The sequence below is a fragment of the Brevundimonas sp. MEB006b genome, assembly GCF_030209705.1.
Classification (GTDB): Bacteria; Pseudomonadota; Alphaproteobacteria; order Caulobacterales; family Caulobacteraceae; genus Brevundimonas.
The window spans coordinates 220,985-233,370 of the sequence record NZ_JARVRL010000006.1 but is presented as its reverse complement, the minus strand read 5'-3'; the positions used below and the strand labels follow the sequence as shown (position 1 = coordinate 233,370).

Annotated in this window: 14 protein-coding genes; 13 read left to right on the top strand and 1 reads right to left on the bottom strand. The window is 66.1% G+C overall.

Annotated features, from left to right (window positions below):
* Positions 1–27: 27 nt before the first annotated feature.
* From QRN13_RS10840 to QRN13_RS10780, 13 genes are all read left to right on the top strand, one after another.
* Positions 28–462, top strand: a complete 435-nt coding sequence (locus QRN13_RS10840; protein ID WP_055753310.1) for a biopolymer transporter ExbD — start codon at positions 28–30, stop codon at positions 460–462.
* A 126-nt stretch (positions 463–588) separates the two neighbouring features.
* Positions 589–2,418: a gamma-glutamyltransferase family protein gene (locus QRN13_RS10835; RefSeq protein WP_284877924.1), complete on the top strand. Its 1,830-nt coding sequence runs from the start codon at positions 589–591 to the stop codon at positions 2,416–2,418.
* A gap of 23 nt (positions 2,419–2,441) precedes the next feature.
* The gene (locus QRN13_RS10830) at positions 2,442–2,804 is read left to right on the top strand and encodes an MmcQ/YjbR family DNA-binding protein (RefSeq protein WP_284877923.1); all 363 of its coding nucleotides are present in this window, start codon (positions 2,442–2,444) and stop codon (positions 2,802–2,804) included.
* 38 nt (positions 2,805–2,842) lie between these two features.
* A complete protein-coding gene (locus QRN13_RS10825; RefSeq protein ID WP_284877922.1) occupies positions 2,843–3,685 on the top strand; it encodes an aldo/keto reductase in 843 nt (280 codons plus the stop codon).
* Between the two features lie 18 nt (positions 3,686–3,703).
* Positions 3,704–4,366 carry a Pr6Pr family membrane protein gene (locus QRN13_RS10820; protein ID WP_284877921.1) on the top strand — a complete coding sequence of 221 codons (663 nt, stop codon included), beginning with the start codon at positions 3,704–3,706 and terminating at the stop codon, positions 4,364–4,366.
* 10 nt (positions 4,367–4,376) lie between these two features.
* Complete coding sequence (locus QRN13_RS10815; protein ID WP_284877920.1) at positions 4,377–5,906, top strand: UbiD family decarboxylase; 1,530 nt, start codon at positions 4,377–4,379, stop codon at positions 5,904–5,906.
* A gap of 30 nt (positions 5,907–5,936) precedes the next feature.
* Positions 5,937–6,569 (top strand): hypothetical protein, encoded by a 633-nt coding sequence (locus tag QRN13_RS10810; RefSeq protein WP_284877919.1) that lies wholly within the window; start codon positions 5,937–5,939, stop codon positions 6,567–6,569.
* Between the two features lie 101 nt (positions 6,570–6,670).
* A complete protein-coding gene (locus tag QRN13_RS10805; RefSeq protein WP_284877918.1) occupies positions 6,671–8,440 on the top strand; it encodes a M14 family metallopeptidase in 1,770 nt (589 codons plus the stop codon).
* 3 nt (positions 8,441–8,443) lie between these two features.
* Complete coding sequence (locus QRN13_RS10800) at positions 8,444–8,851, top strand: MAPEG family protein (protein ID WP_284877917.1); 408 nt, start codon at positions 8,444–8,446, stop codon at positions 8,849–8,851.
* 39 nt (positions 8,852–8,890) lie between these two features.
* Positions 8,891–10,246: a TldD/PmbA family protein gene (locus QRN13_RS10795; RefSeq protein ID WP_284877916.1), complete on the top strand. Its 1,356-nt coding sequence runs from the start codon at positions 8,891–8,893 to the stop codon at positions 10,244–10,246.
* Positions 10,243–11,040 carry a 3'(2'),5'-bisphosphate nucleotidase CysQ gene (locus tag QRN13_RS10790; protein WP_284877915.1) on the top strand — a complete coding sequence of 266 codons (798 nt, stop codon included), beginning with the start codon at positions 10,243–10,245 and terminating at the stop codon, positions 11,038–11,040. Before QRN13_RS10795 ends, QRN13_RS10790 begins: the two co-directional genes overlap by 4 nt.
* A 109-nt stretch (positions 11,041–11,149) precedes the next feature.
* A complete protein-coding gene (locus QRN13_RS10785) occupies positions 11,150–11,395 on the top strand; it encodes a DUF4170 domain-containing protein (RefSeq protein ID WP_284877913.1) in 246 nt (81 codons plus the stop codon).
* A gap of 77 nt (positions 11,396–11,472) precedes the next feature.
* A complete protein-coding gene (locus tag QRN13_RS10780) occupies positions 11,473–11,685 on the top strand; it encodes a hypothetical protein (protein ID WP_112861567.1) in 213 nt (70 codons plus the stop codon).
* A 5-nt stretch (positions 11,686–11,690) separates the two neighbouring features.
* On the opposite strand, the gene QRN13_RS10775 is transcribed toward QRN13_RS10780, so the two are convergent.
* Positions 11,691–12,356: a fused DSP-PTPase phosphatase/NAD kinase-like protein gene (locus QRN13_RS10775; protein ID WP_284878072.1), complete on the bottom strand. Its 666-nt coding sequence runs from the start codon at positions 12,354–12,356 to the stop codon at positions 11,691–11,693.
* Between the last annotated feature and the right edge of the window lie 30 nt (positions 12,357–12,386).

Genomic DNA, 12,386 nt, shown 5'->3' with positions numbered 1-12,386 from the left:
CGCAGCCGGCGAGTAACGGAGACGAGCATGGCTGCGAAGATCGGCGGTTCCGGTGGGGACAAGCACACGATCGAACAGACGGCGGATATCAACATCACGCCGTTCATCGACATTCTGCTGGTGCTCATGATCATTTTCATGGTCGCCGCGCCTATGGCGACCGTCTCGATCCGTCTGGACCTGCCGCCCGCACAGCCGCCCACCAATCCGACCGAAGAGAAGGAGCCGGTGTACATCACCATCCAGGAAAACGGTCAGCTGTTCCTGTCGGACAAGCAAACCTCGATCGACAACCTGGCTACCGACGTCTGCACCGCCCTGGGCGGCGGCGCCTGCCAGGAAGAGCGCGTCTTCGTCCGCGCCCAGCCCGAAGTGAAATATTCGCAGTTCATGGAAGTCATGAACAAGATGCAAGAGAACGGCTTCTTCAAGGTCGGCCTGCTGAACGAAGACATCGAATAGGACCTTCGTCCTTCTAGGATTTGGGCCGCGTTCCGAAAGGGACGCGGCCTTTTTCTTTGCCGCAAGGCTTGCCGGATCGATCGACTGCACCCTTGATGCCGCATCGGTTATTCGAGGAGTCCGCCCATGCGTCGTCGCACTTTCCTGTCCGCCCTGCCCGCCGGCGCGCTGGCGGCGACCGCAGCCCAGGCCCGGCAGGCTTCTCCCGCTGCCAAGCCGACCGAGGCGGCCCCAGCGCCGGCTCGCCCGGCCGACCCCTATGCCGGCGTCGGCATAGGCGACCGGATCTCGGGACCGAAGTTCATGGGGCGCTCGACCGTTTGGGGCGCGAACGGAGCGGCGGCCACGGCGCACCCGGCGGCCAGTCTGATCGGCATCGACACCTTGCGGCGCGGCGGATCGGCCATCGATGCGGCCATCGCCATCAATGCGGCCCTGGGTTTTCTTGAACCGGTGGCCAACGGCATCGGCGGCGACGCCTATTGCATGCTCTGGGACCCGAAACAGAAGAAGGTCGTCGGGCTGAATGGATCGGGCGCCAGTCCGCGGGGCCTCAGCCTGGAGATCGCGCGATCCAAGGCCATCGACGGCTATCTGCCCCGCTATGGCGCGGTGACGGTCAATGTGCCGGGCACGGTGGACGCCTGGTGGAGCGCGCATCAGCGCTATGGGAAACTGCCGTGGAAAGAGGTGCTGCTGCCCGTCGCCGAACTGTGCGAACAGGGCGTGCCCGTGCCCCAGGTCATCGCCTACTATCTGGAACGCAACATGGCTTCGTTTGATCGGGGCCAGATCCCGATCGAGGAAAACGAAAACCGAAAGCGCGTCTGGGCCGCCAGCGGCGCGACGCCGAAGGTAGGCGAGATCTTCGCCAACCCCTATCTGGGCAAGACTCTGCGGATGATCGCAGAGGGCGGGCGCGACGCCTTCTACAACGGTCCCATCGCCGATCAGATCGAGGCCTATTTCAAGCGGATCGGCGGCTGGATGACCCGCGCCGATCTGGCCGCCCATCATACCGAATGGGTCGAGCCGATCCGAACCAACTATCGCGGCGTGGACGTGTTCGGCCTGGGTCCGAACACCCAGGGGCTTAGCACCAACCAGATCCTGAACATCTGCGAACAGTTCGACCTGAAATCCATGGGCTTCCAGTCCGCCGCCTCGCTGCACGTTCAGGCCGAGGCCAAGCGGCTGGCGTTCGAGGACCGGGCGCGCTGGTTCGCCGACGACCGATTCTCCAAAACGCCGGTCGAATGGCTGAACTCAAAGGCCTATGCGGCCGAGCGGGCCAAACTGATCCGGCCCGATCGGGTCATGGACCGCGTCATGCCGGGCGATGCGCCGCACCACGGCGACACCACCTATTTCAGCGTCGCCGACGCGGACGGGATGATGGTCAGCTGGATTCAGTCCAACTATCGCGGCATGGGCTCGGGCTTGGCGCCCGACAACGGCTCCGAACCGCTGGGCTTCATGTTCCAGGACCGGGGCGAGCTGTTTGCCCTGAGCGACGGCCACCCCAACATCTATGCGCCCGGCAAGCGTCCGTTCCAGACGATCATTCCCGGCTTTGCGGTCAAGGACGGCGAGCCGTGGATGGCGTTCGGCGTCATGGGCGGCGCCATGCAGCCCCAGGGCCAGGCCCAGATCATCATCAACATGGTCGATTACGGGCTGGAGCCCCAGGCGGCGGGCGACGCCCCGCGCTGGCAACACTATGGCTCGTCCGAACCGACGGGCCAGCCGCAGGAAGGAACCGGCGTGCTGCATCTGGAAAGCGGCGTGCCCGAGACGACCAAGGCCCAGCTGCGCGCGATGGGATGGACGCTGGGCGAACCCGACGGCGGCTTCGGCGGCTATCAGAACGTCATGAGACAGATGAACCCCGGCGGACGCTGGACCTATGGCGCGGCGACCGAGATGCGCAAGGACGGGATCGCGCTGGCTTATTGAAGTGGCCTGAGGTTGACCGAGCGATGACCCACGACGACCTCCGCGCCCTTCTGCTCTCGTTTCCCGGCGTGGAGGACGGCGTGTCCTATGGCGAGCCGTCGTTCAAGGTGGCGGGCAAGTTCTTCACCTGGATGCGCCCGGCGCTGGACGACAGCATCGTGGTGCATCTGGACAATCGGGATGAGCGCGAACTGCTGATCGAAATGGACCCGGCGACCTTTCATTTCACCGACCACTATCGCGACCATCCCATCGTCCTGGCGCGCATCGCCAGCGTCGATCCCGTCTGGCTTAGGGCGGCGCTTGAGAAACGATGGCGTCGGATCGCGCCGAAAAAGCTGTCCAAGGCGCATCCAGACCTTATCGGAGCGGGGTCGGGCGCCTAACTACGCCCCTCAAGCGGACCCAGCCCAAGGAGCGCCCCATGGCCTATGGCGACCAACCCACGATCACCGTCGACGGTATCGAAATCCCCCTGCTCGGTTTCGGCACCTGGCAGCTGGAGCCGGACGATGCGCGGCGCATGGTCGCCGAGGCCCTGCGGATCGGATACCGTCACATCGATACGGCCTGGATCTACAAGAACGAGAAGGCTGTCGGGGAAGGCATCCGGGACTCCGGCGTGGCGCGCGAGAACATCTTCCTGACCACCAAGATCTGGGTCGAACATTTCACCCACGACGCCCTGCTGAAACAGGCCAGGGAATCGGCCGACAGCCTGGGCACGACGCCCGACCTGCTGCTGCTGCACTGGCCCAAGACGACGCCGACGTTCGAAGAAACGCTGGGCGCCCTGAACGTGGCCAAGGAGCAGGGCCTGACCAAGTCGATCGGCCTGTCCAACTTCCCCTCCAAGGAATTCCGCCAGGCGCAGGGCCTATCCAAGGCGCGGCTGCTGACCGATCAGGTCGAACATCACCCCTATCTGGGCGTCGATCAGCTGGTGGCGACGGCGGCCGAGCTGGGGTCGTCGATCACCGCCTGGTCGCCGCTGGCGCAGGGCAAAATCGCTGACGACGCCACGATCAGCGAGCTGGCCAAGGCGCATGGCAAGACCAACGGCCAGATCACCCTGCGCTGGCTGATCCAGCACGGGATTATCGCCATCCCGCGCACGACCAAAGAGAGCCGCGCGCGCGAGAACTTCGACATCTTCGACTTCGCCCTGACGGACGAAGAGATGCAGCGGATGGATGCGCTGGACCGGGGCGAGCGACTGGGCGACTGGCTGGACCCGGCGTTCGAATGGGACAAGACTGCCGCCTGACCGACAAGGGAGGCGCCGGTGTTTCGCAAGCGGGACCAGCCCAGGCTGTGGCGTGCGACGTTCGCCGTCGTGGGCTGGACCGCGCTGGCGCTTCAGTATCTGCTGATGATCGCGCCGGCCCAGGGCTGGACCGTGCTGGAACGGACGATCAACTACTTCAGCTTCTTCACCATCCTGACCAACATCTTGGTCGCCCTGGCCTTTACCGGGCCGCTGCTGGGTGAAGGATCCCGGCTGGCCCGCTGGTCCGCCAGCGAAGGCGTCAGGGCCGCCGTCGCCATGTACATCGTTGTGGTCGGGGTGGTGTACCACTTCCTGCTGCATCCCTACTGGAACCCGACAGGCTGGTCATTGGTGGTCAATCTGGTGCTGCACTACGTCATGCCCGCCGCCCTCGTGCTGGACTGGGTGTGGTTCACGCCAAAGGGCCGTTTGCGCTGGATCGACCCGGCGAAATGGCTGGCCTTTCCCTTGATCTATGGCGGGTGGACGCTGATCCACGGCCTGGCGACGCGCTGGTGGCCCTATGGGTTCGTCAATGTGGATCAGCTGGGACTGGTCCGGGTCGTGGTGATCTTCGGCGTGCTGCTGGTGTTTTTCCTGATCGTCGGGCTCGGCCTCGTCGGGCTGGATCGGCTGTTCGGTCGCGCGACGCGTGACAGAGGGGCCACTCCCGCCTAAGCGTCGCGGCATGGCCTACAAATCCCTGCGTGACTTCATCGACCAGCTGGAAGCTCAGGGCGAGCTGGTGCGGGTGTCCGAACCCGTCTCCACCGTGCTGGAGATGACCGAGATTCAGACCCGGCTGCTGAGGAACGGCGGACCGGCGGTGCTGTTCGAAAAATCGGTGATGCCGGACGGCACGATCAGTCCCATCCCCTGCCTGGCCAATCTGTTCGGCACGGTGAAACGGGTCGCCATGGGGGTGACGCTGGAGGGCAAGGACCGAACCACGGCGGGCGAACTGCGCGAGGTCGGCGAACTGCTGGCCTTCCTGAGAAACCCGACGCTGCCGCGCGGGCTGGGCGACGCGATGGAGATGCTGCCGCTGATGCAGACCGTCCTGTCGATGCGGCCCAAGACGGTGAAGAAGGCGCCGGTGCAGGAGGTGGTGCTGAAAGGCGATCAGATCGACCTGACCGCCCTGCCCGTCCAGTCGTGCTGGCCCGGCGAACCGGCGCCCCTGATCACCTGGGGCCTGGTCGTGACCAAGGGGCCGTCGGACGACCGCGAGGACGACTTCAACCTGGGCATTTACCGGATGCAGGTGCTCGGCAAGGACAAGGCCATCATGCGTTGGCTCGCCCACCGGGGCGGGGCGCAACACTACGCCCGGCACAAGAAGGCCCGGCCCAAGGAGCCCCTGCCCTGCGCCGTGGTGCTGGGCGCCGATCCTGGCACGATCCTGGCGGCGGTGACGCCAGTGCCGGACACCCTGTCGGAATATCAGTTCGCGGGCCTGATGCGGGGCGCCAAGGCCGAGTTGGTCCCGTGCAAGACCGTGCCGCTGATGGTGCCGGCCCAGGCCGAAATCGTGCTGGAGGGCCACGTCCTGCTGGACGAGTTCGAGGACGAGGGCCCGTACGGCGACCACACCGGCTATTACAACTCGGTCGAGAAGTTCCCGGTCTTCAAGGTCAGCGCCATCACCATGCGCCGCGACCCCATCTATCTGACCACCTTCACAGGGCGGCCGCCGGACGAACCGAGCGTGCTGGGCGAGGCGCTGAACGAGGTCTTCATTCCCCTGCTGCGCCAGCAGTTCCCCGAGATCACGGACTTCTGGCTGCCGCCCGAGGGGTGCAGTTACCGCATCGCCGTGGTGTCGATGAAGAAGGCCTATCCGGGCCACGCCAAGCGGGTGATGCTGGGCGTCTGGAGCTATCTACGCCAGTTCATGTACACCAAATGGGTCATCGTCGTGGACGACGACATCGACGCCCGCGACTGGAAGGACGTCATGTGGGCCATCTCGACCAAGATGGACCCGGCGCGCGACATCACCGTGATCGAGTCGACGCCCATCGACTATCTGGACTTCGCCAGCCCCGAGAGCGGCCTGGGCTCCAAGATCGGCCTGGACGCCACCGACAAATGGCCGCCCGAGACCAAGCGCGAATGGGGCGAGGAAATTCGCATGGACGAGGCGGTCGTCGAACGGGTCAACGACCTGTGGGATCGTCTCGGCCTGCCGGGTGACGGAACGCCGATCTGGAAATAAGCTTGGCTTTTGGTCACGCCGGGGGGCGATGTGAGCGCATTCGAGTTCTTCTTCAGCTTTTACGGCCTGCTGCTGGGCCTGTCGGTGGCCGAGCTGGTCGGCGGGTTCGCGCGGGTGCTGCATGAGAAGCAGCGGATCCGGTTCGGCTGGCTGACGCCGATGCTGGCCTTGTTCGTGACGATCGACATCGCCACCTTCTGGAACCAGGCCTGGGTCATCTTCCGCGGCGCGCCGTTCAACACCTTCGTGCTGCTGATTTCGCTGGCCATCGCCGCGACCTTCTACGTCGCCGCCAGCGTGACCTTCCCCCGCGTTTCGGCCGAGGGCAGCGACCAAAAGATCGATCTGGACGCGCATTTCTGGTCGCATCGGCGACTGGTGTTCAGCTGCATCCTGGCGGCCAATCTGATCGTCGCGGTGATCGTGATCATCCTGGCCCAGCTCAATCCCGGCTTCGCCCAGATCGCCGGCTCGGTGCGTTTATGGGTCGGGGTCGCCATCTTCGTGATCGGCACGGCGACGGCGGCGTTTGCGCCATCGCGCCGGGTTGCGGTCGGCGCCCTGGTCGTCGTGCTGCTGTACAGTCTCTGGCAGATGGGCAACGCGGCGACGCTGTTGCTCAAGGCCGGCGGCTGGGCGCCCGTCCTGGGCGGCGGCGGTTGAAACCTTGTCAGGGCGGCGCAATCGGCTCACGAAAGGCCATGCAGTCCCCTCTTCTGGTTTCGGCGCTGGTCGCCGCCCTTGCCTGTAGCGTGAGCCCCGCCATGTCCCAGACGCTTCCCAACACCGCACCTTGGGATCAGGCCTTCTTGCCGCCCGCCCCCGCCTGGGACGGTGCGTCCAAGGCGCTGCTGCGCGATGCGTCTGATCCCTGGGTCACGGCGTTCGAGGCCGATCCGGGCCATGACTTCAGCCCCAACTATGTCGACACCCGCGCCTGGTTTGATCGTCTGGACGCCGCCAGCGATCTGATCCGCATTGAGCAGTTCGGCGTCTCGCCCGAGGGCCGACCCATCTATGCGGTGATCGCGTCCAAGGATGGGGCCGCCTTCGATCCGGCCAAGCCCGTCCTGATGATCCAGGCCGGCATCCACCCCGGCGAGATCGACGGCAAGGACGCGGGCATGATGCTGCTGCGCGACATCGCCTTCTATGGGAAAGACGCCCTGCTGGACCGGGTCAACCTGATCCTGATCCCGATCCTGAGCGTGGACGGCCATGAGCGTTCCGGCCCCTATTCCCGCCCCAACCAGCGGGGCCCGCGCATCCAGGGCTGGCGCAATACGGCGACCAACCAGAACCTGAACCGCGACTATCTGAAGCTGGACCAGCCCGAGATGCGCGCGGTGCGGGGCCTGATCCTGAAATACCGGCCGGACCTGTATGTGGACGTCCACGTCACCGACGGCATGGATTACCAGTACGATGTCACCTACGGCTTCAACGGCGAGGACGGGACCTTCAGCCGCTCGCCGAACGGCTCGGCCTGGCTGGATTCGATCTTCAAGCCGGCGATGAACGCCGCGCTGGAACGCGAGGGTCACATCCCTGGCGAACTGGTGTTCGGCATCGACGACGATGAACCCAAGAAGGGCCTGTCGGACGGCGGTCTGGGCGAGCGGTTTTCCAACGGCTGGGGCTCGGCCGCCCATGTGCCGACCATCCTGATCGAAAACCACAGCCTGAAACCGCACGAACAGCGGGTGCTGGGCACCTATGTCTTCATCGAGGAGGCGATGCGTCTGCTGGCCGATCAGGGCGCGGGTCTGAGGGCCGCGACCGAGCAGGACAAGGCGCTGCGCCCGGCGCAGATCCCCGCCAACTTCGAGGCCGACGAGACGCCGTCGTCCACCCGGCCCTTCAAGGGCATGCTGTACGAGACGTATGACAGTCCCGCCTCGGGTCGGAAGGAAATCCGCTGGCTGGGCCGGCCCGATCCCGATCTGTGGGAGATGCCCTTCTATGGCTCCAAGCCGACGCTGACCCTGACGCGACCGACCGCCTATTGGGTGCCGGGCTATCGCACCGACATCATCGAGCGGCTGAAGACGCACGGGATCGAAATGGAGACGGTCGAGGCTGCGCGCACCGTCAACCTGTCGATGCTGCGCCTGGTCGAACCCAAGCTGGCGACGCGGGCCAACGAGGGTCACGTCCAGGCCTCAGTGAAGACGGTCGAGGTGGAGAAGCGCGACTGGACGTATCCCGTCGGGTCGGTGCGGGTGCCGACCGATCAGCCGCTGGGCGACATCGTCGTGCTGCTGCTGGAGCCGCAATCCAGCGAGAGCTTCTTCGCCTGGGGCATGTTCCCAGAGGTCATGAGCCGGGTCGAATATATCGAGGCCTACGCCATCGCGCCGCTAGCGGACAAGATGATGGCGGCGGACCCCGCGCTGAAGGCCGAGTTCGAAGCCAGGCTGGCGGCCGATGCGACGTTCGCCGCCGATCCGCAGGCGCGCCTGGCCTGGTTCTACGAACGCACGCCCTTCTATGACGACCACTATCTGCTCTATCCCGTCGGGCGCGAGGACTGATCGATGACCACCCCGCTGATGTACGCCGTCCAGGCCGCCGCCCTGTGGAGCGGCCTGCTGATCCTGATGATGCTGGTGCTGTCGGGCGTCGTGGTCAGCGGGCGCCGCAAACACATGGTGTCGTTCGGCGACGGCGGAAACGCGGATCTGATGGCCGCCAGCCGGGCCTTCGGAAATCTGGTGGAATATGCGACGCCGGGCATGATCGCGATGCTGCTGCTGGCCGCCGTCGGAGCACCGGCCTGGATGGTCCATGGGGTCGGCGCGACGCTGTTCGTCGGTCGTGTCGCCCATGCCGTGGGCCTTTTGCTGCAGACCGGGCCGTCGCTGGGTCGCGTCGTCGGCATGCTGCTGACCTGGGTGGCGCTGCTGACGGCGGCTGTGGGCCTGATCGCCTTCGCCGTCGTCTGACGCGGTTGCGGTGCAGCGGGGCGTCCGCCATATCGGGGCATGACTGAAACCCTGGCTGCGCCCGTTTCCACCGATCTTCTCAACGACATCGTCAAGGCCGCGCTGAAGGCCGGCGCCGACGCCGCAGAGGCGGTCAGCGCTGATCGCCGATCCCTGTCGGTCGGGGTGCGTAACGGCAAGCTGGAAGACGTCGAACGCGAGGAATCGCGCGACCTGGGCCTGCGCGTGTTCGTAGGCCAACGGCAGGCGTCCGTTTCGGCCTCGGACCTTTCGCCCGCGACCCAGGCGCGGCTGGTCGAGCGGGCCGTGGCCATGGCGCGGTTGGCGCCGGAAGACCCCCACGCCGGTTTCGCGCCCGAAGATCGGCTGGCGCGCCGGCCGTTCGTCGATCTGGACCTGTTCGATCCCAGCGAACGCAGCGCCCAAACTCTGGAACAGGTCTCGGCCGAGGCCGAGGCGGCGGCCCTGGCGGTCCCGGGCGTGGCGCGATCCGAAGGCGGACACGCCGGCTGGTCGTCCAGCCGCTGGCGACTGGTGACCTCTCACGGGTTCGACGGCGCCTATGAGGGTTCGGCCTTCTCGCTGGGCGTCGGCGTCATCGCCGAAAAGGATGGGGCGATGGAGCGCGGCGGCGAGAGCCGTTCGACCCGCCACCTGTCCGACCTGCCGGGCGCCGACCTGATCGGCCGCACCGCCGGCGAGCGCGCCGTGGCTCGCGTGGGGCCGCGCAAGATCGCCTCGACCACCGCGCCCGTGATCTTCGACAACCGGATGGCGGGCCAGATCGTGTCGCCGGCCATCGGCGCCATTTCCGGCCCCTCGATCGCGCGCGGCACCTCGTTCCTGAAGGACCGCATGGGGCAGCGCGTCTTCGCCGAGGGCGTCACCTTGATCGACGATCCGTTCCGCCCGCGCGGCATGGGATCGACCCCGTTCGACGACGAAGGCGTGGCGGTTCAGAAGCGCGCCCTGTTCAACGACGGCGTCCTGACCACCTGGTTGCTGAACAGCGCATCGGCCCGACAACTGGGCCTGGAAACCACCGGCCATGCATCGCGGGGTTTGGCCGGGCCATCCGGCGTCTCGACCCACAATCTGCATATGGAGCCGGGCGAGCGGGATCTGGCGGCCCTGATGGCGGATGCCGACACCGGCCTGTTGGTGACGTCGATGTTCGGCCCGTCGCTGAACGGCAATACAGGCGACTGGTCCGCCGGGGTGTCGGGCTTCTGGTTCGAGAACGGCGTGATCGCCTATCCGGTCAGCGAGGTCACAGTCGCGGGAAAGCTGACCGACCTCTATCTACGCATCCAGCGCGGTTCGGATCTGGAGTTCCGGGGCGGGTTCAACGTGCCCAGCCTGATGTTCGATGCGGTGGCCATCGCGGGCAAATGATCGACTTGCACGCCGACCTCGACCTGATCCGCCAGGCGGCCATCGACGCCGGGGCGCTGGCCATCGCTGAGCGTGAGGCGGGGCTGAAGATCGAGGCCAAGGTCGGCGGTTCGCCCGTCACCAGCGGCGACCTGAAGGTCGACGCCATGCTGAAGGACAGGCTGCTGTCGGCGCGGCCCGACTATGGCTGGCTGTCGGAAGAGACGGCGGACACGGCCGAGCGTCTGTCGAAACGCCGCATCTTCGTGGTCGATCCCATCGACGGCACCGTCGCCTATATGAAGCGGACGCCGTGGTGGTGCGTGCCCATCGCCGTGGTCGAGGACGGCGAGGTCGTCGCCGCCGTCATCCATGCGCCCGAGGTGGACGAGACCTATGTGGCGACGCGCGGCGGCGGGGCGCGACGTAACGGCAAACCCATCCACGCCTCGGATGTCGATACGCTGGAGGACGCCTCGATCCTGGGCGATGCGCGACTGATCGAAGCGCCCTATTTCGACGAAGAACCCTGGCCGTCGATGCGGTTCGAGAAACGCAACGCCCTGGCCTATCGGATGGCGCTGGTCGCCGCCGGCGCCTTTGACGCCGCCCTGGCCCTGACGCCGAAATGGGATTGGGACGTCGCTGCGGGCTGGCTGATCGCGACCGAAGCCGGCGCGAGGGTCAGCGATCACCACGGGCGGCCGTGGGCCTTCAACCGGCCCGATCCGCGTCAGGCCAGCCTGGTCTGCGCGGCGCCGATCATCCAGCCGATGATCGTGCGGCGCTGTAAAAACGTGCCGCTTTCGACCTGAGGCGAGGGCGGAAAAACCCCGGCCCACATTGATCCGAGGGCGTTCTCGGCCTATGCCGCGCGCAAACCTCCTCCCCCAAAGCCTTCTGGCCCAGCCTTCAGGATTTCCGATGACCGATCAGAACGCCGTCTCGCCGCAACTTCTGCACATCGTGATCGGCGGCGAGCTTCGTCACCTGGGCGAGCCGACTTTCCGCGACCTGTCGCAGGTCGAGTTCGTCGGCGCCTTCGGCAGCTATGACGAAGCCAAGAAGGCCTGGAAGGCGCGCGCCCAGGCGACCGTGGACAACGCCCACATGCGCTATTTCATCCTGCACGCCCACAAGCTGATCGATCCGCGCGGCGACGTGGCCTGAGCCGAGGACTGAGTGCGACATCGAGGAGCCGAACCGGCTCCTCGATCCGACGTTTCGATCTGTAGGCGAGGACGACGATGAACCTGGAACCGCAACAGATCTTCCAACTGGTCAGCCTGCTGGCCGTGCTGGCGCTGTTCAGCTTTTCGCTGCGCGGCCACATCAACTACGCCCGCTGGTTCAAACGGTGGGAGGCCGACCGCAAGGCCCGTCGCGACGCCGAACTGGCCGCCGAGGCCCGCGCAAACGGCGAGGCCGGCGACGAGCCGAAAACCGGCCCCTGGGGCTGAAGCCCCTACTCCCGCCGCAGCAGCTTGTCGGTCAGCAGCGTGCCCCACCAGCCGGCTTTGAACTCGGCGCGGATGGCCTTGGGGTCATAGTCGGGGCTGTCGACCCAGTCGATAAAGCTGACGCCCTTCGGCTCGATCTCGTTGACGTATTTTTCCAGCGTATAGTCCAGCACGCCGGTCAGCCCTTCGCGGGAATGCAGATATTTCTTGGAGAGCTGCTTCATGGCGACCGCGATCGGCTCGCCCAGGTGGAAGTGGCGATAGAAGACCGCCATCATGCCCGCCCGATCCGCGCCGGACTTGCAGTGGATCAGCACCGGATACTGGATCGTCCTGAACAGCTCGCGCGCGCGGTGGATCCGCACCGTCTCGGGCGGATCGCGCGAGTCCAGCGGCGCGTCGATCAGGGTCAGGCCCAGCCGCTCGCAAGCGTCCTTCTCAAGCCAGTAATAGCCCTCGTCGCGTTCACCGCGCAGGTTGATGACCGTCTTGACGCCCTTCTTTTTCCAATAGGCCAGCTGGCGCGGCGACGGCTGGTTGGTGCGCACCAGATCCGGGCCCAGCCAGTGGGCGTTGGAAAAGACCACGCGCAGAAACGCGTGGTCGGCCCAGAAATAATGCCAATGCGCCCGAAAACGGCCCATCGCGGTCGAGAGGTCGAAGCGCGCCATGCCCGCCAGATAGCGATCCGACGCCGCCGC

Coding starts and splice junctions, on each gene's coding strand:
- QRN13_RS10840 (WP_055753310.1), top strand. CDS start 28: ATGGCTGCGAAGATCGGCGGTTCCGGTGGGGACAAGCACACGATCGAA.
- QRN13_RS10835 (WP_284877924.1), top strand. CDS start 589: ATGCGTCGTCGCACTTTCCTGTCCGCCCTGCCCGCCGGCGCGCTGGCG.
- QRN13_RS10830 (WP_284877923.1), top strand. CDS start 2,442: ATGACCCACGACGACCTCCGCGCCCTTCTGCTCTCGTTTCCCGGCGTG.
- QRN13_RS10825 (WP_284877922.1), top strand. CDS start 2,843: ATGGCCTATGGCGACCAACCCACGATCACCGTCGACGGTATCGAAATC.
- QRN13_RS10815 (WP_284877920.1), top strand. CDS start 4,377: ATGGCCTACAAATCCCTGCGTGACTTCATCGACCAGCTGGAAGCTCAG.
- QRN13_RS10805 (WP_284877918.1), top strand. CDS start 6,671: ATGTCCCAGACGCTTCCCAACACCGCACCTTGGGATCAGGCCTTCTTG.
- QRN13_RS10800 (WP_284877917.1), top strand. CDS start 8,444: ATGACCACCCCGCTGATGTACGCCGTCCAGGCCGCCGCCCTGTGGAGC.
- QRN13_RS10795 (WP_284877916.1), top strand. CDS start 8,891: ATGACTGAAACCCTGGCTGCGCCCGTTTCCACCGATCTTCTCAACGAC.
- QRN13_RS10790 (WP_284877915.1), top strand. CDS start 10,243: ATGATCGACTTGCACGCCGACCTCGACCTGATCCGCCAGGCGGCCATC.
- QRN13_RS10785 (WP_284877913.1), top strand. CDS start 11,150: ATGACCGATCAGAACGCCGTCTCGCCGCAACTTCTGCACATCGTGATC.
- QRN13_RS10780 (WP_112861567.1), top strand. CDS start 11,473: ATGAACCTGGAACCGCAACAGATCTTCCAACTGGTCAGCCTGCTGGCC.
- QRN13_RS10775 (WP_284878072.1), bottom strand. CDS start 12,356: ATGGCGCGCTTCGACCTCTCGACCGCGATGGGCCGTTTTCGGGCGCAT.